We start from the raw sequence: 22,899 nt of genomic DNA on the forward strand, positions 1-22,899 counted from the left end.
GGTGCTCCTCACCATGAGGGTCAAAAATTTTCGCCGCGAAACAAGACCTCATCCTGAGGAGCCCGCAAAGGCGGGCGTCTCGACGGATGGGCCGCAAAGACGTCGCTCACCCACGGTCCTTACGGCGGAGCGAGGGAGACAATTGAGACCCAATCGCGGCCGTCCCGCTACTCCGACTGCGCGCGATCGTGCTTCGCTCCCGCCCGGTCGCTTGCCAGCGTCGCGAAATCTATGCGGGACATTTCGACGATCGCCTTGGTGCGGCTCAGCACGTTGAGCTTGCGCAGGATGTCGGAGACGTGGACCTTCACGGTGGTCTCCGAGATCTTCAGCTCATAGGCGATCTGCTTGTTCTGCAGGCCGCGCTTGAGCATTTCGAGGACGCGCAATTGCTGCGGCGTCAGATCGTGCAGGCGCTTGATGAGATCCTGCGCGGGGCCGGCGGCGCGTTGCGTACGTGTCGCACGATAGGCGCCGGGGACGCAGACCGCGCCGCGCAGCACCTCGCCGATCGACTGCGCAAGATCCTGCTTGGACGAGGATTTGAGGATGTAGCCGGCGACGCCGAGCGACAATGCGCCGGAAATGATCTGCGGATCCTGATGCCCGGATACGATGACGACGGGAATTTTGGGAAACGCCTTGCGGATGCGGATGATGCCTGAAAGACCCGTCGTGCCCGGCATCGACAGATCGAGGAGAATGAGATCGAGCCCAGATGTCGTCGACAACAGCTCCAGCGCGCCGTCGATCGAGATCGCCTGAACGATATCGGCCTCGGGCGCCACCATCTGTAGCGCCCCTTCGAGCGCCTCGCGAAACAGCGGATGGTCTTCGACAATCAGAAATCGCATCACGCGTGAGCCATTCCTAAGATGTTGCCGGGTCCAACGTTGAGATGAGAATGCCTCAGCCGAGCCCAACCGGGTTGATCCAGGTCAACAACGAGAGCGCGCATTATTGCGGCCTGCCGCGATCGGCCCGCGCATAGGGCCGGCCCTTGGGATCGGGCAGGTCCATCTTGCCGATCTCGATGATCGCCTTGTTGCGGCTGAACAGGCCGAGCTTGCGCAGGATCTCAGTGATGTGCGCCTTCACGGTGGACTCCGCAAGCTGAAGTTCCTGGGCGATCTGCCGGTTCGGATAGCCGCGGCGCAGGAGGTCGAGCACGCGAAGCTGCTGCGGCGTCAGCTCGCGCAGCTTGACCGCGAGCGCCTTGCTGGTGTCGGCGCGGCGCCGCTGCGGCGTCGCGACAAAATCCTTCGGCACCGAGACCGATCCGCTCAGCACACCCTCGATCGATTGCGCGAGCTCGCGTTTCGACGTCGACTTCGGCAGATAGCCGGCAGCGCCCAGCGCCAGCGCCTCGCGGACGACGTGCTGATCCTCCTCGCTCGACACGATGGCGACCGGCAGGCGCGGATAGGTCTCGCGCAGGCGGAGAAAGCCGGAGAAGCCGGTCGCATCCGGCAGCGAGAGATCGAGCAGCGCGAGGTCGATGCCCTGTTCGGCCGAGAGGATATGCAGGGCGTCCTCGATCGACATCGCCTCGAAGATCCGCGCCTCCGGTAATGCCAGCCGCACCGCATTGCCGAGCGCCTCGCGAAACAGCGGATGATCATCGATGATCAGGAAGCTGGTCATGGCGCCTTCCCAAGAGTCGATCGCACAAGACTTCACCGCAGGAGCGGAAGCGGCGCATTCCTGCGGCGACCGTCCGGCACCGGGAGGATGCCGGATGGACGCTACCACATCCTCCCGATCGCGTCCGGTCAAGATCGTTCAGTCGTTCGATTCGGACTGGACCGTCAGCAGGAAGGAATAGATGTTGTCGAATTGATCGTCCGTGAAGACTTCCTTCCAGGCCGGCATGCCCTTGGCAGGCCGTCCTTCATGCACGGTGGTCCAGTATTTCTCGCGCATCTCGTCGCCGTAGCGGTGACGCAGCAGCCGCAGATCGATCTTCTTCTCGCTCTGGATCGCGTCGGGACCGTGACAATGTGCACAGGTGCCGTTGAAGATCTCCTTGCCCGTGCCGACGGCCTCGGCGCTTGGCGCGGCCGCATCGCCCTTGGTCTCGGTCGCCACCACGTTGGCGATCTCAGTCACCCGGGCTCCGGTTCCCGTTCCCGTCGTTATTCCCGCCGGCACCGCCTGGGCACCGAAGCGAACCGGTTGGCCGGTCGGCAAGCCGTATTTCACCGCGAGATCGGCGATCGTCTTCTGAAGCTGCGGCAGGATGGCATCGACGCGATCGCGCAGCTCCGTCGACGTCTTCGCGAAGCCGATGGCCGCGTCCCATGACAGGCCTTCGCCTTCGGTGAGCTCGATCTGGTAGCGATCGCGGTAGGTGGTCTTGTTCAGCCAGCCGGCGACGGGCCCCCAGATGAAGGCAACGTCGGCCTTGCCCTGGTCGAGCGCCTGCATGCCTTCCTCGGGCGACAGCACGGTCACCTTCTGGACGTCATCGCGGCTCGCGAGCAGGTCTTGCGGCGTGCTGGCGAACTGCACGGCGACGCGCTTGCCCTTGAGGCCGTCGACGCCGCCGATCGCCTGTCCCTTCGCCGCCACCAGGGCGTAGCCTTCCTTCGCGAAAGCGTTGGAGAAGATTACGGCCGGCCCCATGAAATCCTCGGAGCGCGGCAGGCCGATCATGGCGTCGCATTGCTTGCCGAGCAGCGTGACGCGCACTGTGCGCTTGCCGAAATAGGATTTGTACCAGTCGTACGCGATCGGCTGGCCGAGCGCCTGCGCCAGGGCCTGCCCGATCTCGACATAGAAGCCCGGCTGCGACGCACTGTCGCTCGAGAACGGCAGATTGGTCGGATCGGCACACAGGCGGAACGGCTGCGCCTCGTCCGCGTGAGCCGTTGCGATGGGCGCGGTCATCGCGGACGCTGCGACCCATACGACCAGCGCTGTCATGGCGCGATTTCGGCTCTTGCCGCTTCCAAGATGATTCCGGCGCATCCTCATCTCCCGTAGTTGGGACTTGTTGGACCAGGCGTTGCGGCACGAGGCATCAACCGATGCCGCAACGATCGTCTGGAAAAAGTGCGCGCGTATCTCGTCACCTCTGAGATACGCGCGCGAGTGGTCACTGGACGGAGAACACGAAGAGCGAACCGCCCTCGGGAGCTGCGGCCGTCATCTTCCCGCCGATACCGCCCAGGAATGCGGGCATCGCAGCGGTGCGACCGACGACGATGGCCACATATTGCTTACCGTCGACCTGATAGGTCACGGGACCTGCACCAATGCCGGAGCCGAGATTCTTGCTCCAGAGCACCTTGCCGGACTTCGCATCGATGGCGCGGAAATCGCCATGGATGTTACCGGCAAACACCAGGCCGCCAGCCGTGGTCAGCGTGCCACCGTTGAACGGCAGGTCTTCCTTGATGGACCAGACCTTCTTCTGCGCGACCGGATCCCAGGCCACGAGCTCGCCCATGAAGCCGCCGGGGCCTTCCTTGGGCGGGAACTCACCACCCAGATAGAACACGCCGCGCTTGTAGGAAATGTCGCTCACCGACCAGTCCATGCAAACATTGTTGGACGGGATGTAGACGAGACCGGTCTGCGGATTGAACGACATCGGCTGCCAGTTCTTGCCGCCGATCAGGTTCGGACAGACGTCCTTGATGGGATGGCCAGGTCCCGGACGCTTCTCGGGGTCTTCGACCGCACGCATGGTGGCGACGTCCCACTTCTGCGCCCAGTTGGAGAAGACATATTTCTCAGCCGAAAGAACCTTGCCGGTCTCGCGGTTGGCGACGAAGAAGAAGCCATTGCGATCCGCCTTCATCAGCGCCGGAACGTTGCTGCCGCCGATATTGAGGTCGGCAAGCACGGCTTCGTTGACGCCGTCATAGTCCCAGGCATCGGCCGGCGTGGTCTGGATGTGCCACTTGATCCTGCCGGTGTTGGGGTCGAGGGCGAGCGTGGAGGCCGTATAGAGATTGGTCAGCTTGCCGAAATCGCCATTGCCCGTCGAGCGGACAGCCGAGTTCCACGGAGCGGGATTGCTGGTGCCCCAATAAACCGTATCACTCTTGGGATCATAGGAGCCGACCAGCCAGGCCGCGCCGCCGCCGTGTTCGGCGGAGTCGCCCTTCCAGGTGTCGCCGCCTGGTTCGTCCGGTTTGGGGACGGTGAAGGTCTGCCACATCTGCTTGCCAGTGTTGATGTCGAACGCGAGCAGCGCGCCGCGCACGCCATACTCGCCGCCGCCGAAGCCTGTGATGACCCTGTCGCGAACGACGAGCGGCGGCGAAGTGATGACCGAACCCTGCTTGTAGTCGACCACCTTGGCGGTCCACAGCGACTTGCCGGTCGCAGCATCGAGCGCCGTCAGCTTGCCGTCGAGGCGGCCGACGAAGATCTTGCCGTCGGCGTAGGTGACGCCGCGATTGTTCACGTCGCAGCAGGCGTATTGCAGCACGTCATCGGGAATGTCGGGCTCCCAGGTCCATTTGCGCGCGCCGGTCGCGGCATCGAGCGCGTAGACGTATTTCGGGCCCCAGGAGCTCGAGACGTAGAGCGTGTTGCCGATCACGATCGGCGAGGATTCGTTCGAGCGCAGCGACGCCAGCGAGAACGAATAGGCGAGCGTCAGCTTGCCGGCGTTCTCGGTGTTGATCTGATTGAGCGGGCTGAAGCGCGTGTTGCCATAGTCGTGGCCGGAAACCGCCCACTGGTTCGCATCGGATTGCGCCTTGAGCACCGAGTCGTTGGCGCGAACGCCCGACGTGCTGGCGGCCAGCATCGCAATCATCGAAATGCCAGCCAAAAAGCCCTTCGTTCCAAAGGTCATGTATTCCCTCCGCGGTGTTGGTGTGCACGCCATGTTGGGCGCCTGAGCGCGCTGCGCTCGTGATGCGCAGTTTGTCTGCGATCCATCGTTGGAAATTACAGCATCGGCTTGGCGCGCTTAGTATAGGCGGAAGGTAGTAGTGCAAATCACTGGCGGCGTTTGCCGCTCATCTCGTTGTCGACGCTCGCGTCTTGCCATTATTTTGCAGCTCGCAATGCACGATCGGATTTGCGGCAACATCGTGCCGCGATCCGATCGTTGCACCTGACGTCGCGCGTCGATCACCTGCGTCAATCACGATGATGGCGCTACCACAGTCGCAAAGCTCTCGAAGAAATTCGCGGCCAGCTTCTTCGACGTCGAATCGATCAGCCGCGAGCCGAGTTGCGCGAGCTTGCCGCCGATCTGCGCGTCGGTCTCGTAGTGCAGGATGGTGACGTCGGGCGATTCTTCCTCGAGCCTGACTTTCGCGCCGCCCTTGGCGAAACCTGCGACGCCGCCGGCGCCTTCGCCGATGATGCGATAGCCGTTGGGCGCGTCGATATCGGCCAGCGTCACCTTGCCGCTGAACGTCGCCTTCACCGGACCAACCTTCAGCACCACGGTTGCCGTCATTTCCGTCGGCGATGCCATCTCGAGCGATTGGCAGCCGGGAATGCAGCGCCTGAGAATGTCGGGATCGTTGAGCGCAGCCCACACCTTGGCCTTCGACGCCGGGATCCGCTGACTGTCGTTCATCTGCATCGCTTCCACCCTCCTGTTTGCTTGTAGGGCCCGACTAGGGGGCGGCGTCCGCTTTCGATCAATCGCCAGCAAGTACTAGGGCGCCCCAATCGCCGCGACGGCCGGACCCTGCCAGAGGCGCCTCCAATAAAATCAATGACTTAGCTCGCAAAAACCTACTACCAAGATCGCGATTACAAAGCCGTGAGCGCGTGCTCCTATTCGCTCAACGAACAAGGCATCAAAGGGAGAAACGACGCGCGACAGGGCTGAGGTCCGAGCGCGAGCGACGTCGCGCGGCGGCATGGAAGGCACGCCGACGCAGGCGCGAAGCAGATCTTTCCGAAAGCGTCTCACGGGCCGCGCCACGCAGCTGGCGGCGGCACGAAACGTCATGATCGAATCGCGCGCCTGCGACTGGTCACGATGACCTTTCCATGACGCACGGTCCCCAAAATCCCAGTTGCAAAGTTCCGTTCGCGCTGTCTCTAATTGGAATAACGACAAAACACATATGGGAGGTACTCACGTGTCTACAGTCAAACTGACAGTGAACGGCAAGGCTGTCTCTGTCGATGTCGAGGACCGCACGCTGCTGGTCCATCTCCTGCGCGATCACCTCAACCTCACCGGCACGCATGTCGGCTGCGACACCAGCCAGTGCGGCGCCTGCGTCGTGCATATCGACGGCCGCGCGGTAAAATCCTGCACCATGCTGGCAGGCCAGGCCGACGGCGCAAACGTCACCACGATCGAAGGTCTTGCCAAGGGCGACGAACTGCACCCGATGCAGGCGGCGTTCCGCGATAATCACGGTTTGCAGTGCGGCTACTGCACGCCGGGCATGATCATGTCGGCGGTCGACATCGTGCAGCGCCACGGTGGCCAGCTCGATGAAGCCACCGTCCGCCACGAGCTCGAAGGCAATATCTGCCGCTGCACCGGTTACCACAACATCGTGAAGGCGGTGCTGGATGCCGCCGGCCGCATGAAGGTCGCGCAGGCCGCCGAGTAAGCGGCGACCTCGCCTAATCGAACAACCGCCGCAGCTTTCGATGGAAAGCGCGGTCAAACAAATTCCGGTCGGGAGGACAGGACATGGGTGTTGAAGGCATCGGCGCAAGCGTTGTGCGCAAGGAAGACAAGCGTTTCATTACCGGCAAGGGCCGGTATGTCGACGACGTCAAGCTACCGGGCATGACGTATGCCCATTTCATCCGCAGCCCCCACGCGCACGCCAAGGTGAAAGGCATCGACGCCTCCGCGGCGTTGAAGCTGCCGGGCGTGGTCGCGGTGCTCAACGGCAAGCAGATCGTCGACGACAAGGTCGGCAACCTCATCTGCGGCTGGGCCATCACCTCCAAGGACGGTAGCCCGATGAAGATGGGCGCATGGCCGGCGATGGCGCCGGAAACGGTGCGCTTCGTCGGCCAGGCGGTCGCAGTCGTGATCGCCGAAAGCAAGAACCTGGCGCGTGACGCCGCCGAAGCCGTGGTCGTCGATTACGAGGAACTGCCCGCTGTCGCGAACGTGACCGACGCGATCAAGGCCGGCGCGCCTCAACTCCATCCCGAGGCACCCGGCAACCAGATCTATGACTGGGTCATCGGCGACGAGAGTGCCGTGAACGACGCCTTCTCGAAGGCAGCCAATGTGGTGAAGCTTGACCTCACCAACAACCGCCTCGCACCGAACCCGATGGAGCCGCGCTCGGCGGTTGCCGACTACAACGAGGCGGAAGAGCATTTCACGCTCTACACGACATCGCAAAATCCGCATGTCGCGCGGCTCGTGCTGTCGGCCTTCTACAACATCGCGCCAGAGCACAAGCTGCGCGTGATCGCACCCGACGTCGGTGGCGGCTTCGGCTCCAAGATTTACATCTACCCCGAGGAGATGGTGGCGCTGTGGGCGTCGAAGAAGACCGGCCGTCCGGTGAAATGGACCGGCGACCGCACCGAGGCCTTCCTCACCGACGCGCATGGCCGCGACCATGTCACGCATGCGGAGATGGCGTTCGACGCCAACAACAAGATCACCGGCCTGAAGGTGAAAACCTACGCCAATTTCGGCGCCTATATGTCGCTGTTCTCCTCGGCGGTGCCGACCTATCTCTACGCGACGCTGCTGTCGGGCCAGTACGACATCCCGGCGATCCATGCCGAGGTGATCGCCGTCTACACCAACACCACGCCGGTCGATGCCTATCGCGGCGCGGGCCGGCCCGAGGCGAGCTACCTGGTCGAACGGATGATGGAGACGGCGGCACGGCAACTGAAGGTCGATCCTGCCGCGCTGCGCAAGACCAACTTCATCACGCAGTTCCCGCACCAGACGCCGGTCATCATGGCCTATGACACCGGCGACTTTAATGCTTCGCTCGATGCAGCCATGAAAGCGATCGACTATGCCGGCTTCGCAGGCCGCAAGGCGCAGGCGAAGGCCCAAGGCAAGCTGCGCGGCATCGGCGTCTCCTGCTACATCGAGGCCTGCGGCATCGCTCCGTCGAAGGCGGTCGGCAGCCTGGGCGCCGGCGTCGGCTTGTGGGAATCGGCCGAGGTACGCGTCAACCCGGTCGGCACCATCGAGGTCCTGACCGGTTCACACAGCCACGGCCAGGGCCATGAGACGGCGTTCGCTCAGCTCATTTCGGAACGCTTAGGGGTTCCGATCAGCCAGATCTCGATCGTCCATGGCGACACCGACAAGGTGCAGTTCGGCATGGGCACCTACGGCTCGCGCTCCGCGGCCGTCGGTCTCACCGCGATCCTGAAAGCGATGGAGAAGGTGGAGTCCAAGGCCAAGAAGATCGCGGCCCATCAGCTCGAAGCCTCGGAAGCCGACATCGTCATCGAGAATGGCGAGTTCAAGGTCACCGGCACCGACAAGTCGATCGCGCTGCCGATGGTCGCGCTCGCGGCCTATACGGCGCACAATCTACCTGACGGGATGGAGCCGGGCCTGAAGGAAAGCGCCTTCTACGACCCCTCCAACTTCACCTTCCCGGCCGGCGCCTACATCTGCGAGCTCGAGGTCGATCCCGCCACTGGCAAGACGTCGTTCGTCAACTTCGTGGCGGCCGACGATTTCGGGCGCCTGATCAATCCGATGATCGTCGAGGGCCAGGTCCATGGCGGCCTCGCACAAGGCATCGGCCAGGCGCTGCTCGAGCACGCCGTCTATGACGCCAACGGACAGCCGATCACGGCCTCGTTCATGGATTACACCATGCCGCGCGCCGACGATTTGCCGTCGTTCAAGCTCAGCCACACCACGACCCTTTGCCCGGGCAATCCGCTCGGCATCAAGGGCTGCGGCGAGGCCGGCGCGATCGGCGCGTCCGCTGCCGTGATCAACGCGATCACGGATGCGATCGGCAAGAACAATTTGGAAATGCCCGCAACCCCTGACCGGGTGTGGCGCACGATCCACGCGGCTTAAGAGGAGGAACGAAGATGTACCAGACCACTTATCATCGTGCCTCCTCTGTCGACGAGGCAGCCGCGCTGTTCGCCAAGGGCAGCGAGGCAAAATATCTCTCCGGCGGCCAGACGCTGCTGCCGGTGATGAAGCAGCGGCTCGCCAGCCCCTCCGACGTGATCGACCTTGCGAAGATCAAGGAGCTGATCGGCGTTGATGCCTCCGGCGACACGCTGACCATCAAGGCCGCGACACCGCATTACGACGTCGCGACCAGCGACGCCGCGATGAAGGCGATCCCGGCGGTTGCGTATCTGGCCTCACTGATCGGCGATCCCGCGGTGCGCTATCGCGGCACGATCGGCGGCTCGCTCGCCAACAACGATCCGGCCGCCGACTATCCGGCCGCCGTGCTGGCGCTGGGTGCGACGATCAAGACCAACAAGCGCTCGATCGCGGCGGACGACTACTTCAAGGGCCTGTTCGCGACCGCCCTTGAGGACGGCGAGATCATCACCGCCGTGTCGTTCCCGGTTCCGGCGAAGGCGGGTTACGCCAAATTCCCGCACCCGGCCTCGCGCTTCGCACTGACCGGCGTGTTCGTTGCCCAGACCAAGTCGGGCGACGTCCGGGTGGCCGTGACCGGCGCCTCGCAGAGCGGCGTGATGCGCGTTGGCGCGATCGAAGCCGCGCTCAAGGCGAACTGGGCGGCGTCAAGCATCGACGGCGTGACGATCCCGGCAAGCGGCTTGCTCTCCGATCTGCACGGCTCGTCCGACTACCGCGCCAATCTGATCAAGGTGATGGCGCAGCGCGCGGTGGCCGCCGCGGGCTGATCGCGCTTTAGCGTCTCGACGCAAATTTTCCGCGGCGCGCAGCAATGCGCGCCGCTTTTATTATGCGCCCATGCATCAAAAGCGCTTGCCTCGTCGGGTCGAAGGCGAGAAAATTTAATCGACGGATTAACTCGCCCCGCAGAGGAACGTCCAACGGGTGCCGCGTCTCCCGCGCCCGTCTTGCGACCCCGAGGAAACAACAACGTGCTCGATCAATCAGCCCAGGAAAGATCAGAAGGCTCCTCCGTCCGCGCCTCCGGCCCGCTCGCAGGTTTCCGCATCGTCGAATTCGCCGGCATCGGCCCCGGTCCCTTCGCCTGCATGCTGCTCGCCGACATGGGCGCCGAGGTCGTCACGCTCGATCGCGTCGGCGCGAAGAAGAGCATGAAGTCGGTGGCCGGCCGCGGCCGCAAGGTGATCGAGCTCGACCTGAAGGACAAGGGCGCAATCGCGCAGGTTCTCGACCTGCTCGCCAACGCGGACGCGCTGATCGAAGGTTTCCGTCCCGGCGTGATGGAGCGGCTCGGGCTCGGCCCCAACGTCGTGCTCGCGCGCAACCCAAAGCTCGTCTACGGCCGCATGACCGGCTGGGGCCAGGAAGGACCGCTGGCGAATGCCGCGGGCCACGACATCAACTACATTTCCATTACCGGCGCGCTGGCCGCGATCGGCACGAAGGATGCGCCGGTGCCGCCGCTCAACCTGGTCGGCGATTTCGGCGGCGGCGCGCTTTATCTCGTGGTCGGCGTGCTCGCGGCGCTCCTGGAAGCGCAAAGGTCCGGCAAGGGCCAGGTGGTCGACACCGCGATGTGCGACGGCGCGGCGTCGCTGATGTCGTTCTTCTTCGACATGACCGCGATGGGCCGCTGGACCGAAGGCCGCGACCAGAACTTTCTCGATGGCGGCGCGCATTTCTACGGCGTCTACGAATGCGCCTGCGGCCATTTCATCTCGATCGGCTCGATCGAGCCGCAATTCTACGCGCTGCTGCGGCAACACGCCGGGCTCACCGACGCCGATTTCGAGGCACAGATGGACCGCAAGGCCTGGCCGGCGCTGAAGGAGAAATTGAAGGCCGTCTTCAAGAGCAAAACGCGCGAGGACTGGTGCAGGATCATGGAAGGCACCGACATCTGCTTCGCGCCGGTGCTGACGATGTCGGAAGCCACCGAGCATCCGCACATGGTCGCGCGCAACGTCTTCATCGAGCGCCACGACGTGAAGCAGCCGGCGCCCGCGCCGCGGTTCTCGCGCACGCCGTCAGTGGTTCGCGAGCCGGAAGCGGCGGACATTGGGACGGTGACGAGCGCGTGGAAGGCGGGGCGGTAGCGGCGCTGCCGCCGCACTCCCCGCTCGTCGTCCCGGGGCGCGCGAAGCGCGAGCCCGGGACCCATAACCACAGGAAGTGGTTTGACGAAGACTCTGGGTTACCGCTTTCGCGCCACAACCACTCCCTGGGGTTATGGGTCCCGGCCTTCGCCGGGACGACAGTTGTGTTTGATGAGACAGCGTGCCCAACAACGCGTGCTTAAGCCGCGTCGTCCACCTTCAGCACGCCGCGCCGAATCTGATCTTCCTCGATCGATTCGAACAGCGCCTTGAAATTCCCCTCGCCAAAGCCGTCGTCGCCCTTGCGCTGGATGAACTCAAAGAAGATCGGGCCGATCGCGTTCGCCGAGAAGATCTGGAGCAGCACCTTGGTCTGGCCGCCGTCGACGACACCCTCGCCGTCGATCAAAATGCCGTTGCGCTGCAATCGCGCGACGTCCTCGCCGTGCCTGGGCAGCCGCGCGTCGACCTTCTCGAAATAGGTGTCGGGCGGTGACGGCATGAAGGGTAGGCCGGCCTCACGCAGCCCCTCGATCGTGCCGTGGATCTCGCGGCAGCCGCAGGCGATGTGCTGAATGCCTTCGCCGCGATAGACCTTCAGATATTCTTCGATCTGACCGGACTCGCCCGCATCCTCGTTGATGGGAATGCGAATCTTGCCGTCGGGGCTGGTCAGCGCGCGCGAGAACAGGCCGGACGCGCGGCCCTCGATATCGAAGAAGCGGATCTGGCGGAAGTTGAAGAGCTTCTCGTAGAAGCCAGCCCAGACATCCATGCGGCCGCGATGGACGTTGTGGGTGAGGTGATCGAGATAGAACAGGCCGGCGCCGACCGGGCGCGGGTCACGGGCGCCAAGCCATTCGAACTCGGCATCATAGGCCGAGCCTTTCGCGCCATAGCGATCGACGAGATAGAGGAGGCTGCCGCCGATGCCCTTGATCGCGGGCACATCCAGCGTCTTCTGCGCGGACGTTGCCTCGGCCGGCTCGGCGCCGAGCGCGATCGCGCGGTCATAGGCCGCCTTCGCATCGACCACGCGGAACGCCATCGATGGCGCGCACGGCCCATGCGCGGCGACGAAATCGAAGCCATGCGTGCCGGGCTCCTCGTTGACGAGGTAATTGATGTCACCCTGGCGATAGACTGTGATCTTCTTGGTGCGGTGGCGCGCGACGGGTGCAAAGCCCATCAGCGTGAACAGCGCGTGCAGCTCTTGCGGATTGGGATGGGCGTATTCGACGAACTCGAACCCGTCGGTGCCCATCGGATTGTCGGCGCTGATGGTGGCGGGCGGTGCATCGTGCGGAAACGGACCCATTGGCGATCTCTCCCGGATTGTTCGCCTGAACTATCCTTCATGGGGCGCGCAATGGGCGTGCAAACGGGACGCGATTCCGGTAGCATATGCATGGTTTGTGCATGAAATGGACAAATGACGCATGATCCAGGTCGACGCCTTCGATCTCAAGATCCTGACCGCGCTCCAGGATGACGGCCGCCTCACCAACCAGGAGCTCGCCGACATCGCGGGGCTCTCGGCCTCGCAATGCTCGCGGCGGCGGATGCGGCTGGAGGAGGAGAAGGTGATCGCGGGCTACCATGCCGACCTCTCCAGCGAGGCGCTCGGCTTCGGCGTCGTCGCCTTCATCCAGGTGACCCTGGCGACGCACTCGCCCGACAATGCCAAGCGGTTCCGCACCCTGGTCGGCCGCATCGACGAGATCCAGGAAGCCTATTCACTCACCGGCGACGCCGATTATGTGCTGAAGGCCGTGCTGCGCGACCTCAAGGGGCTCTCCAATCTCGTCAACGACGTGCTGATGCCGCACCAGAGCGTCGCGCATGTGCGCTCCTCGATCGTGCTCGACCGTCTGAAGGAGAGCTCGCGGCTGCCCTTGAAGGGACTCACGCCTGGCTGAAATCGAGGGAATTGCGGCATTCGCGCGAGGGGCGCGATCTGCGATGATCGGCGCTAGCCTATTTTTGTTTGAGCATGATCTCCGCGCAAACGCCTTCCGCGTTTGTCGCGAGGGAAGACCGCTCCACACTTTGCGCCAACGCGGCCCTTCGGGTCCGAATCATGCTCGGGGAGATTTCAGCCATGGCCCTCCAGCTTCGGCCGAACTGCGAATATTGCGACTGCGACCTGCCGCCGAATGCTACGAATGCGCGGATCTGCTCCTATGAATGCACGTTCTGTGCGGACTGCGTCGAGACGAAACTCTTCAACGTCTGCCCGAACTGCGGCGGCGGCTTTGCGCCGCGCCCGATCCGCCCCGAGAAGGAATGGCGGCCCGGCGTGTGCGTGACGAAGCACTTGCCGTCGGACAAGCGGGTGCATTTGAAATACAGCGCAGAGGTTGTCGCGGCGCATTCGGCCAGAATCCGCGGCGTGCCTCCGGAGGAGCGGTAGACTCTCGCCACACCGTCATTGCGAGGAGCGAAGCGACGAAGCAATCCAGAATCTTTCTGCGGAAGGATTCTGGATTGCTTCGCTGCGCTCGCAATGACGGAGTGTGGCGTTAGAACGTCGCCTCACTCCGCCGGTAGAATCGTCCCCTCGACCTCGCCGAAGCCGACGCGGTAGCCGTCGCCCTGGCACCAGCCGCGCATCGCGAGGCTGTCACCGTCTGCAAGGAACGATCGCTTCACCCCGCCGGGCAATTCCACCGGCTCGGTGCCGTTCCAGGATATCTCCAGCAGGCTGCCGCGCTGGTTCTTCTCCGGGCCCGAGATCGTGCCGGAGCCCAGAAGATCGCCGACATTCATGGCGCAGCCGCCGGAGGCGTGGTGCATCAATTGCTGCACCGACGACCAGTACATGTACTTGAAATTGGTGCGGCTGATGCTCGTCGCCGCATTCGTGCCGGCGGCGCGCAAGGAGACGTCGAGCTCGATATCGTAGTTCTGCGGCCGATCCTGTCTGAGATAATCGAGCGGCGCCGGGCTCTGCTCGGGACCTTTCGTGCAGAACGGCTCCAGCGCCTCGCGCGTCACCACCCACGGGCTGATCGAGGTGGCAAAGGCCTTGGCGAGGAACGGGCCCAGCGGCACATATTCCCACTGCTGGATGTCGCGCGCGCTCCAGTCGTTGAGAAGGACGAAGCCGAAGATCATCTCCTCGGCCTGTTGCTCGCTGAGCATGCCGCCCATCGGCGACGGCTGCCCGATGACGACGCCCATCTCCAGCTCGAAATCGAGCCGCTTGCAGGCTGCGAAGCTTGGCACCTCGGCCGTCGGCGGCTTCAACTGTCCGCGCGGCCGCTTCACCCTGGTGCCGCTCACGACCACCGTCGAGGCGCGGCCGTTATAGCCGATCGGCATGTAGAGCCAGTTCGGCTGCAGCGCATTGTCCTTGCCGCGGAACATCACGCCCACATTGGTGGCGTGCTCCTTGGACGAATAGAAATCGGTATAGCCGGAGACCGCGAACGGCAGATGCAGTCGCACGTCGCGCATCGGCACCAGGGCCTGCTTGCGCAGCTCCTCGTTGTCGCGCAGCTCCGGATGGTCGCGACGCAGCAGCTCGCTGATTCGCGCCCGCGTCTTCGCCCAGACTTTTGGTCCCAGCGCCATGAACGGATTGAGTGACGGCGCGGAGAACACGCCGAGCGGGCCCACGTCGAGCCGGGAATCCTGCTCGAGTTCCCAGAGGTCAAGCACGTAGTCCCCGATCGCAACACCAACCCGCGGCGCCAGATAGGCCGCCGTCGAGAACACGCCGTATGGCAGGTTCTGGATCGGGAAGTCGGAGGACGGATCGACGTCGATGAAGGAGCGGAGGCTGGGGTCGTTGGGTTGGGGCACGAGACTCTCCGGGATTGAGGTCGTCATTCCGGGATGGTCCGAAGGACCAGACCCGGAATCTCGAGATTCCGGGTTCGATGCTTCGCATCGCCCCGGAATGACAGCACGGGAGGAAACGCGTGGATCGCCGGGTCAAGCCCGGCGATGACGAGCAAAACAAATCATCACGGCCTATTCGGATCGAAGCGTTTCTCGAGGCCCTTCCAGCAATCGGCATAGTCGTCCTGGAGCGTCGACGACTTCGCGGCATGCTCAGTGACGCGCTGGGGGAAGCGGGTCTCGAACATGAAGGCGAGCGTGCCGGTGAGCTTGACGGGCTTCAGCTCGCCGTTGCTCGCGTGATCGAACGCGTCGCGGTCGGGGCCGTGCGGCAGCATGCAATTGTGCAGCGAGATCCCGCCCGGCACAAAGCCTTGCGGCTTCGCATCATAAACGCCGTACACCAGCCCCATGAACTCGCTCATGATGTTCATGTGATACCAGGGCGGACGGAAGGTGTTGTCGGCGACCATCCAGCGCTCCGGGAAGATGACGAAGTCGATATTCGCCGTGCCCGCCGTCTCCGACGGCGAGGTCAGCACCGTGAAGATCGAGGGATCGGGATGGTCGAAGGCGATCGCGCCGACCGGCGAGAAGCTGCGCAAATCGTATTTGTAGGGCGCGTAGTTGCCGTGCCAGGCGACCACGTCGATCGGCGAATGCGGCAGCGTCGTCTTGAACAGGGAGCCGCCCCACTTCACGTAGAGCTCGGTCGGCGTGTCCTTGTCCTCGTAGCAGGCCACCGGCGTCAGGAAGTCCCGCGCGTTGGCAAGGCAGTTGGCGCCGATCGGTCCGCGCTCCGGCAGCGTGAAGGCGCCGCCATAATTTTCGCAGAGATAGCCGCGCGCGGGCCCGTTCGGAATCTCCACGCGGAATTTGACGCCGCGCGGGATCACCACGATCTCGCCGGGCTCGGCGTCGATGCGGCCGAACTCGGTGACGAGACGAAGATTGCCCTGCTGGAGCACGAACATCAGCTCGCCGTCAGCATTGTAGAAATGCTGGTCCACCATCGATTTGGTGACGAGGTAGACATGCGCGGCCATTCCGGCCTGGGTGTTGACATCCCCGGCCGTCGTCATGGTCTGCACGCCCTCAAGGAACGTGATCTCCTCCTTCGGGATCGGCGTCGGGTCCCAGCGGAGCTGCGCAATCGGCAGATCGTTTTCATGGCACGGTGCCGAGCGCCACAGGCCGGCATCGACCTTCTCGAAGCGTCCCGAATGCTTCACCGACGGGCGGATGCGATAGAGCCAGGAGCGCTCGTTGGTGCCGCGCGGCGCGGTGAAGGGCGAGCCCGAGAGCTGTTCGGCATAGAGCCCATAGGCGCAGCGCTGCGGCGAATTGCGCCCCATCGGCAGCGCGCCCGGCAGCGCCTCCGTCTCAAAGCTGTTGCCGAAGCCGGACATGTAGCCCGGCGTGACCTGGGCCGTGCTGCGAACGATTTGATCAGGCGAGGTGTTGATGTTCATGACTATCCTCCTCCTTGCAAGGCAGCCCACATCTCCTGGTCGCGCTTGTCGGTCCAGATCACGGGGTCGTCGATCCCCGACGCCTCGTCAAAGGCGCGCGACACGTTGAATGGCAGGCAGTGCTCGTAGATGGCAAAGCTCGAAAACTTGGGATCCATCACCTCGCGCGTCGCCGCCATCGTTTCCTTCAGCGTGCGGCCCTTGGCGACGGAGATTTCGGCCGCGCCATAGAGCGTGGTGACGAAATCGCGCGTCATCGCGATTGCCTCGCGCGCGGTCGTGGTCCCCTTCAGCGCATCGCCGCGGCCCGGCGCGATCGCCTTCGGATTGAAGTTGCGGATCTCGTTCAGCGTCAGCGGCCACTCCCGCAAATGCGCATCGCCGCAATAGCAGGCCGAGTGGTATTCGATGAGATCACCGGAGAACATCACCTCGGCATCCGGCACCCAGGCGAGGATGTCGCCCGAGGTGTGGCCGGCCCCGAGCTGCATCAGCCGCACCTCGCGTTTGCCGAGATAGATCGACATCTCGCCTTCGAAGGTGAGCGTCGGCCAGGTCAGGCCGGGAATGCTTTGCGCATCCTGGAACAGACGAGGAAATCGACCATACTCGGAATCCCAGTCCTGCTTGCCGCGCTCCTCGATCAGCCGATAGGTCTCCTGCGAGGCGACGATGCCTTGCGCCTTGTAGGCGGACGCGCCCAGCACGCGGACGGCGTGATAATGCGACAGCACGACATATTTGATCGGCTTGTCGGTGACGCTGCGAACGCGCTCGATCACCTTGTTCGCCATCGCGGGCGTTGCCTGCGCGTCGAACACCAGACAGCCGTCCTCGCCGACGATGACGGCGGAGTTCGGATCGCCCTCGGCGGTGAAGGCATAGAGATCAGGGCCGATCTCGGAGAAGGTGACCTTCTTCTCCGCGAGATCGCCGGTGGATGCGAAGGTCTTCGCCATCAGTTCGTTCCTTGCACGGTTATTGTTGTTGCTGTTGCTGCTGCTTGCCGTCGACCATGCGGCGCCTGGCGAGCACGATCGCTTCCCGGAGAACGTCGATATCGCCGATATGGTTGGCGAGGATCAGGACCAGAGCGGCGTCAAAATCCGCGCTCTGCTCCTCGCTGAGACCACGATGCGCCTCGACGATGGCGCGGAAGGCGTCATCGGGCCGCGCGAAGTTCGAGCTGGTAGAGAGAGCCATTCTCGCAAAACCTTCAGTTCAAGCCTTGTTCAATTCAAGCCTTGGGCGCGCGACAATGCCGCTGCGACCATCGCCTTTGTCGGATGACGAAAGCGTGCCGCGACGTAGCCATCGGGCCGCAGCAGATAGGCCGTGTCAGACCCGGCGTCGTAGCGCTTTGCGGCGAGCCCGCCGGGGTCGACCAGTCCGCCTTCGCCGCCGACGCGGATGTCCTTCACGTCGCCGGGCAGCTCGATCGCCGCACCATTGCCAAACCCGAGCACGGCAAATTGCGTTCCGCCCTTGCGGAACATATCGGTCAAATAGGCGCCCTCCCCCGCACGCGTCCTGACCGGCGCATCCAGCATGGAACAGCCGGGCCGCGGGCCACCGTTCCACGTCTCCACGTCGGCCGAGGACAGCGGCGAGTTGTAACTACAAGGCACCGAGAGCCGGCCGCCATTGACCATGCGCTTGCCGAACTCGGTCTCTTTCGCCAGCGACAGCACCGCCTTGCGCAGCCGCGCCTCCTGGTGCGAGTTCGGCGCCATGAAGTCCGTCGAGCGGGTCGATTCGCGGATGTTCTCGTCCGCCGCCATGCTGCGCTCGACGTGGTAGCTCTCGAGCAAGGTCGCCGGCGATTGGCCGCGCAGCACCCGATCGAGCTTCCAGGAGAGATTCTCTGCGTCCTCAAGTCCCGAGTTGGCGCCGCGCGCGCCGAAGGGCGAGACCTGGTGCGCGGAGTCGCCGGCAAAGATCACGCGGCCATGGATAAAGCGGTCCATGCGCCGGCACTGGAATTTGTAGAGCGAGATCCATTCGAAATCGAACTTGTCGTGCCCGAGCATGCGCGCAATCCGCGGCCGCACGTTTTCCGGCTTCTTCTCGACGCCAGGGTCGGCATAGCGATTGAGCTGGAGGTCGATGCGCCAGACGTCATCCGGCTGCTTGTGCAAGAGCGCCGAACGTCCCGCATGGAACGGCGGATCGAACCAGAACCAGCGCTCGGTCGGGAATTCCGCGGTCATCTTGACGTCGGCGATCAGGAATTGATCCTCGAACACCTGACCGGCGAAGTCCGCACCGACCATCTGCCGCAGCGAGGAGCGCGCACCGTCGCAGGCGATAACGTATTGCGCGGAGAGGCGATAGGCGCCTTCGGGCGTCTCGATCGTCAGCAGGGCGGAATCGTTGCGTTGCTCGAGCGCCGTCACCTTGTTGCACCAGCGCAGGTCGATCTCCGGCAGATCGTTGATGCGATCGACGAGATAAGCTTCCGCATAATATTGCTGGAGATTGATGAAGGCGGGCCGCTTGTGCCCCTCTTCCGGCAAGAGGTTGAACTGGTAGAGCTGGGACTCGCCGTGGAAGATCCTGCCGACGCTCCACACCACGCCCTTTTCGACCATGCGGTCGCCGACGCCGAGCCGGTCCCAATATTCCAGCGAGCGTTTCGAGAAGCAGATCGCGCGCGAGCCCTCGCCGATCCGGTCGGCATCGTCCAGCAGCACCACGCGCTGGCCGCGCTGCGCCAGATCGATCGCGAGCGACAACCCGACCGGCCCCGCGCCCACCACCACGATCGCATGCTCGGCCGGAGTCTGGCCGGGGCGATCCTGGTCCGGGTGGCGGCGATAGCCGAACTGGGTTTTTGCCTGCGCCATGCGCTAACCTTTCGCTCTGGTCAGGAGGGGACTTATCTGCTAGATAGTCTCACGTGCAACTATCTTGGACCGGCCGCCGCCGTCCGTCAACTGGCATTCGGAGCGATTTTTTGGCGAGGACATCCAGCGAAGCCGCGCTGAAGGCGAAGGACGCGAACGAGGCGTCGCCGAAGGCGCGGCTCGATCTTTTCAAATTCGTGCCGTTCCGTCTGAATCGCCTGGCGGCGGAAGTGAGTTCCGCACTCGCGGTCGAATATCAGGAGCAGCACGGGCTCGACATTCCGGCCTGGCGCGTGCTCGCCACGCTCGGCTTCCGCAACGATGCCTGTAGCGCGCAGTTCATCTCGCAATGCACCCGCACGCATAAATCCACGATCAGCCGCGCGGTGACCGCGCTGCTACATGCCGACCTGATCGAGCGCGTCGAGAACGAAGCCGACCGCCGCGAATTCCGCCTGCAACTCACCAAGAAGGGCCGCGCGCTCTATGAAGAGCTGTTTCCGCAACTGTTGCGGCGGGAGGACGAGATCCTCAGCTGCCTCTCCGCGCAAGAGCGCAAGCAATTGTCGGCGCTGCTCGGCAAGATCGAGCAGAGCCTCGACCTGATCCAGACCAGCGAAGAGGCGGACGCGAAGCAGGCGTATTAGTCTGCCTTGTCATTCCGGGGCGCCGCGACTGCGGCGAACCCGGAATCCATCGCGCCACCGGTTGCGCGGATGAATAAATTCCGGTTCGCTCTACGCGCGCCCCGGAATGACGGCTAGGTCGTCACTTCACGAACGACTTCATCGGTGGCAGATGTAGCGCCCAGGCGTCGACGCTGTCGCTCGCGCGCGGATAGATCTCGGTGACCAGCGGATCGTGGCCGGGGATGAAGCGATCGGGATGGCCGGCGAGGCGCTCGATCGTCTCCCAGCCTGCGGCCATGTCGCCGACGTTGTAGACGATCGGGAACGGGCTGCGCCGCTGCAGATTGGCGTAGTAGTGCGCCGCGTCGGAGGCGAGCACCACTGGCCCGCGCGCGGTCTCGACCCTGACGACCTGCAAACCGTCGGAATGACCGCCGACGCGGTGCACGGTCACGCCCGGCGCGACCTCGCCGTCGCCGGAATAGAAGCCGACGCGCTCGCCATAGACATGGCGCACCATCTGCGTGACGTGCTCGACCGAGAACGGATGTCGCAATAAGCCGTTGCACATGCAGCGGCCCGTCGCGTAAGCCATCTCGCGCTCCTGCAGATGGAAACGCGCATGCGGAAAGCGATCGAGATTGCCGGCGTGGTCGTAGTGCAGATGCGTCACGATGATGTCGGCAATGGCTGAGGCCTTGACGCCAAAATGCTCGAGCGCGTCGACCGGATTGAGCGTCAGCTTGCGGGCGCGCAAGGTGGCTTCCTCGGCGTTGAACCCGGTATCGACCAGGATATCGCGGCCGCCCCCGCGGATCAGCCAGACGAAATAGTCGAGATCCTGCGCGGTGCTATCGTGCGGGTCCGGCGACAGGAAGTTCATGTGGGGGGTGCGGGGCGACATCGTCGCGTAGCGCAGCGCGTAGACTTCGTAGAGGTTTCCCATGGTTGCACTTTTTTCGTTGAGGGGAGCCTAAAGAGCGGTCGCGAGCAGCAAGCCATCGCCGGACGCAAAGGTCAAACGCCGCCTTTCGCCCGGCCCGCATGTGAGACCGATCACATTTTTGTCGCGATGGACGCGCTAAGAGGTGTTCCCGCCGGGCCCCCCTCCGATCGAGCGATGCCGTGACAGCCGCTTTCGTCCCTCCCATCTTTCCCGCGACGTCGCGGTCAATTGTCGCGATAATGCCTGTTCTCCAAGCGGTTGACGCCCCCACCCCCCGGTTTGATAATGCAAATTGCGTAAGTTAAGGTCGCCGCGGCGCAAAGCTCGCGAACGGCGCCTTTTTGGCTGGACCGCGCTCGTTATGAAGATTCGCTTTCTTTCGCTTCTGCTCTTGATGTTCTTGGTCGTCCTGACCGCTCCATCCTTTGCCGCCGGCGACCGCTATGCGCTGGTCATCGGCAATGCCAAATATCCGGACGCCGACAGCCCGCTGAAGGAGCCGATCACCGACGCACGCGACGTCGCCGACGAGCTCAAGCATGACGGCTTTACCGTCGATGTCGGCGAGAACCTGACTGGCGACGGCATGCGCCGCGCCTTCGACAAGCTCTATGGCAAGATCAAGCCGGGCGCGGTCGTGCTGATCTTCTACAGCGGCTTCGGCATCCAGTCGGCACGCCAGAGCTACATGATCCCGGTCGACGCCCAGATCTGGACCGAGTCCGACGTGCGCCGTGACGGTTTCAGCATCGAGACAGTGCTCGGCGAGATCAATACTCGCGGCGCCGGCGTCAAGATCGCGCTGATCGATGCCTCCAGGCGCAACCCGTTCGAGCGGCGGTTCCGCAGCTTCTCCGCGGGCCTCGCGCCGGTGATCGCGCCGAACGGCACGCTGGTGATGTATTCGGCCGCCTTGAGCTCGGTGACCTCGGATGGCGGCGGTGACCGCAGCCTGTTCGTCCAGGAACTTTTGAAGGAAATCCGCGTCCCCGACCTGATGGCGGAGGAAACGCTGAACCGCACCAAGATGGGCGTCACCCGCGCCTCGCGAAACGAGCAGGTGCCGTGGATCTCGTCCTCGCTAGCCGAGGATTTCTCCTTCATTCCCGGCGCCGGCGGATCGCGGCCGACCGCCACGGCGCAGCCGGCCACGCCGCCGCCGGCCCCACCCGCCCCCACACCGCCGGTGGTTGCAAACAACCCGCCGCCCGCGCCGACACCCGTCCAAACTCCGGCTGCGCCGGCGCCGCCGAAGCCGCAGGTCGAAGCGAATGTAGCGCCGCCTCCCGCACCTGCGCCTTCTCCCGCGCCAGCCCCTGCGCCATCACCGAAACCGCAGGTTGATGCGGCGATTCCCGCGACGCAGCCGCCAGTGAAGCCGGCCGACGTCGGCACCAGCCCCAATATCGGCGGCAACACCGACACTGGGCCGAGCCAGGCCGCGCTGGCCGACGATCCGACCATCAAGAGCCTGACCGCCAAGATTGCGGCCAACCCCGACGACGTGAACGCGCTCTACCGGCGCGGTCAGGTCTATGCCAGCAAGGGCGCCTATAACCTTGCGATCAAGGATTTCGACGACACGATCCGGATCAATCCCAAGGACGTCGAAGCCCTGAACAACCGCTGCTGGACCCGCACCGTGATCGGCGACCTCCAGGGCGCACTGAAGGATTGCAACGAGGCCCTGCGGCTGCGCCCGAACTTCGTCGATGCGCTGGACAGCCGCGGCCTGGTCAACCTGAAATCGGGGGCGGTGAAGAACGCCATTGCAGATTTCGATGCGGCGCTGAAGATCAACCCGCGCCTGACCTCATCGCTCTATGGGCGAGGGCTTGCCAAGCAGCGCAACGGCTCGGCCTCGGAAGGCGCGCTGGACATTGCGAACGCCAAGGCGATGGATCCGAACATCGGCCAGGAGTTCGCAAGTTACGGAGTACGTTGATATTTTTTTGAGATTCGGGGCGCCGCGCCTCGAACCCCCGAGAGCCCCGCGGAGACCAACGCAAGGATGACGCAAGGGCCCGTCCGGGCTTGTT

20 protein-coding genes are annotated in these 22,899 nt (G+C 64.0%); 8 read left to right on the plus strand and 12 right to left on the minus strand.

Annotation, left to right across the window (positions count from 1 at the left end; all coding sequences use genetic code 11):
- Positions 1 to 167: 167 nt before the first annotated feature.
- The 5 genes from NLN62_RS16080 to NLN62_RS16100 form a co-directional block, all read right to left on the minus strand.
- Positions 168 to 854 carry a response regulator transcription factor gene (locus NLN62_RS16080; protein ID WP_254109365.1) on the minus strand — a complete coding sequence of 229 codons (687 nt, stop codon included), beginning with the start codon at positions 852 to 854 and terminating at the stop codon, positions 168 to 170.
- A gap of 103 nt (positions 855 to 957) precedes the next feature.
- The gene (locus tag NLN62_RS16085; protein ID WP_027526345.1) at positions 958 to 1,644 is read right to left on the minus strand and encodes a response regulator transcription factor; all 687 of its coding nucleotides are present in this window, start codon (positions 1,642 to 1,644) and stop codon (positions 958 to 960) included.
- A 138-nt stretch (positions 1,645 to 1,782) separates the two neighbouring features.
- Complete coding sequence (locus tag NLN62_RS16090) at positions 1,783 to 2,970, minus strand: c-type cytochrome (RefSeq protein ID WP_371932991.1); 1,188 nt, start codon at positions 2,968 to 2,970, stop codon at positions 1,783 to 1,785.
- A gap of 127 nt (positions 2,971 to 3,097) precedes the next feature.
- The gene (locus NLN62_RS16095) at positions 3,098 to 4,813 is read right to left on the minus strand and encodes a PQQ-dependent methanol/ethanol family dehydrogenase (protein WP_063621772.1); all 1,716 of its coding nucleotides are present in this window, start codon (positions 4,811 to 4,813) and stop codon (positions 3,098 to 3,100) included.
- Positions 4,814 to 5,107: 294 nt separating this feature from the next.
- Complete coding sequence (locus tag NLN62_RS16100; protein ID WP_027526348.1) at positions 5,108 to 5,557, minus strand: carbon monoxide dehydrogenase subunit G; 450 nt, start codon at positions 5,555 to 5,557, stop codon at positions 5,108 to 5,110.
- 508 nt (positions 5,558 to 6,065) lie between these two features.
- Between NLN62_RS16100 and NLN62_RS16105 the strand changes: the two genes are divergently transcribed.
- The 4 genes from NLN62_RS16105 (at position 6,066) to NLN62_RS16120 (ending at position 11,121) form a co-directional block, all read left to right on the plus strand.
- On the plus strand, positions 6,066 to 6,551 hold the full coding sequence (locus tag NLN62_RS16105; protein WP_027526349.1) for a (2Fe-2S)-binding protein: 486 nt from the start codon (positions 6,066 to 6,068) through the stop codon (positions 6,549 to 6,551).
- An 83-nt stretch (positions 6,552 to 6,634) separates the two neighbouring features.
- Positions 6,635 to 8,977: a xanthine dehydrogenase family protein molybdopterin-binding subunit gene (locus NLN62_RS16110; RefSeq protein WP_254109367.1), complete on the plus strand. Its 2,343-nt coding sequence runs from the start codon at positions 6,635 to 6,637 to the stop codon at positions 8,975 to 8,977.
- Between the two features lie 14 nt (positions 8,978 to 8,991).
- Positions 8,992 to 9,792 carry a xanthine dehydrogenase family protein subunit M gene (locus NLN62_RS16115; protein ID WP_027526351.1) on the plus strand — a complete coding sequence of 267 codons (801 nt, stop codon included), beginning with the start codon at positions 8,992 to 8,994 and terminating at the stop codon, positions 9,790 to 9,792.
- Between the two features lie 204 nt (positions 9,793 to 9,996).
- A complete protein-coding gene (locus tag NLN62_RS16120) occupies positions 9,997 to 11,121 on the plus strand; it encodes a CaiB/BaiF CoA-transferase family protein (RefSeq protein WP_254109368.1) in 1,125 nt (374 codons plus the stop codon).
- 199 nt (positions 11,122 to 11,320) lie between these two features.
- Here the strand turns inward: NLN62_RS16120 and hppD are convergent, their stop codons facing one another.
- A complete protein-coding gene (gene hppD / locus NLN62_RS16125; protein ID WP_027526353.1) occupies positions 11,321 to 12,439 on the minus strand; it encodes a 4-hydroxyphenylpyruvate dioxygenase in 1,119 nt (372 codons plus the stop codon).
- A gap of 121 nt (positions 12,440 to 12,560) precedes the next feature.
- Here hppD and NLN62_RS16130 point away from each other — a divergent pair, with 121 nt between their 5' ends.
- The gene (locus NLN62_RS16130; RefSeq protein ID WP_254109369.1) at positions 12,561 to 13,040 is read left to right on the plus strand and encodes an Lrp/AsnC family transcriptional regulator; all 480 of its coding nucleotides are present in this window, start codon (positions 12,561 to 12,563) and stop codon (positions 13,038 to 13,040) included.
- A gap of 182 nt (positions 13,041 to 13,222) precedes the next feature.
- Complete coding sequence (locus NLN62_RS16135; RefSeq protein ID WP_027526355.1) at positions 13,223 to 13,534, plus strand: DUF1272 domain-containing protein; 312 nt, start codon at positions 13,223 to 13,225, stop codon at positions 13,532 to 13,534.
- 122 nt (positions 13,535 to 13,656) lie between these two features.
- Here the strand turns inward: NLN62_RS16135 and fahA are convergent, their stop codons facing one another.
- The 5 genes from fahA to NLN62_RS16160 all read right to left on the minus strand — a co-directional run bounded on the left by fahA (position 13,657) and on the right by NLN62_RS16160 (position 19,285).
- Positions 13,657 to 14,928: a fumarylacetoacetase gene (fahA, locus tag NLN62_RS16140; protein WP_254109370.1), complete on the minus strand. Its 1,272-nt coding sequence runs from the start codon at positions 14,926 to 14,928 to the stop codon at positions 13,657 to 13,659.
- 164 nt (positions 14,929 to 15,092) lie between these two features.
- Positions 15,093 to 16,439, minus strand: a complete 1,347-nt coding sequence (hmgA, locus tag NLN62_RS16145; protein ID WP_254109371.1) for a homogentisate 1,2-dioxygenase — start codon at positions 16,437 to 16,439, stop codon at positions 15,093 to 15,095.
- 2 nt (positions 16,440 to 16,441) lie between these two features.
- Positions 16,442 to 17,398 carry an MBL fold metallo-hydrolase gene (locus NLN62_RS16150; protein WP_254109372.1) on the minus strand — a complete coding sequence of 319 codons (957 nt, stop codon included), beginning with the start codon at positions 17,396 to 17,398 and terminating at the stop codon, positions 16,442 to 16,444.
- A gap of 19 nt (positions 17,399 to 17,417) precedes the next feature.
- Entirely contained in the window at positions 17,418 to 17,642 is a 225-nt protein-coding gene (locus NLN62_RS16155; RefSeq protein WP_027526359.1) for a DUF2783 domain-containing protein, read from the minus strand.
- Between the two features lie 29 nt (positions 17,643 to 17,671).
- Entirely contained in the window at positions 17,672 to 19,285 is a 1,614-nt protein-coding gene (locus tag NLN62_RS16160; protein ID WP_254109373.1) for an FAD-dependent oxidoreductase, read from the minus strand.
- Between the two features lie 110 nt (positions 19,286 to 19,395).
- On the opposite strand from NLN62_RS16160, the gene NLN62_RS16165 reads away from it, so the two are divergent.
- Positions 19,396 to 19,932 (plus strand): MarR family winged helix-turn-helix transcriptional regulator, encoded by a 537-nt coding sequence (locus tag NLN62_RS16165; protein WP_027526361.1) that lies wholly within the window; start codon positions 19,396 to 19,398, stop codon positions 19,930 to 19,932.
- Positions 19,933 to 20,053: 121 nt separating this feature from the next.
- Here the strand turns inward: NLN62_RS16165 and NLN62_RS16170 are convergent, their stop codons facing one another.
- Positions 20,054 to 20,860 carry an N-acyl homoserine lactonase family protein gene (locus NLN62_RS16170; RefSeq protein WP_254109374.1) on the minus strand — a complete coding sequence of 269 codons (807 nt, stop codon included), beginning with the start codon at positions 20,858 to 20,860 and terminating at the stop codon, positions 20,054 to 20,056.
- A gap of 361 nt (positions 20,861 to 21,221) precedes the next feature.
- On the opposite strand from NLN62_RS16170, the gene NLN62_RS16175 reads away from it, so the two are divergent.
- The gene (locus NLN62_RS16175) at positions 21,222 to 22,805 is read left to right on the plus strand and encodes a caspase family protein (RefSeq protein WP_254109376.1); all 1,584 of its coding nucleotides are present in this window, start codon (positions 21,222 to 21,224) and stop codon (positions 22,803 to 22,805) included.
- Positions 22,806 to 22,899: the final 94 nt, after the last annotated feature.

It is taken from the genome of Bradyrhizobium sp. CCGUVB23 (genome assembly GCF_024199885.1).
GTDB lineage: Bacteria > Pseudomonadota > Alphaproteobacteria > Rhizobiales > Xanthobacteraceae > Bradyrhizobium.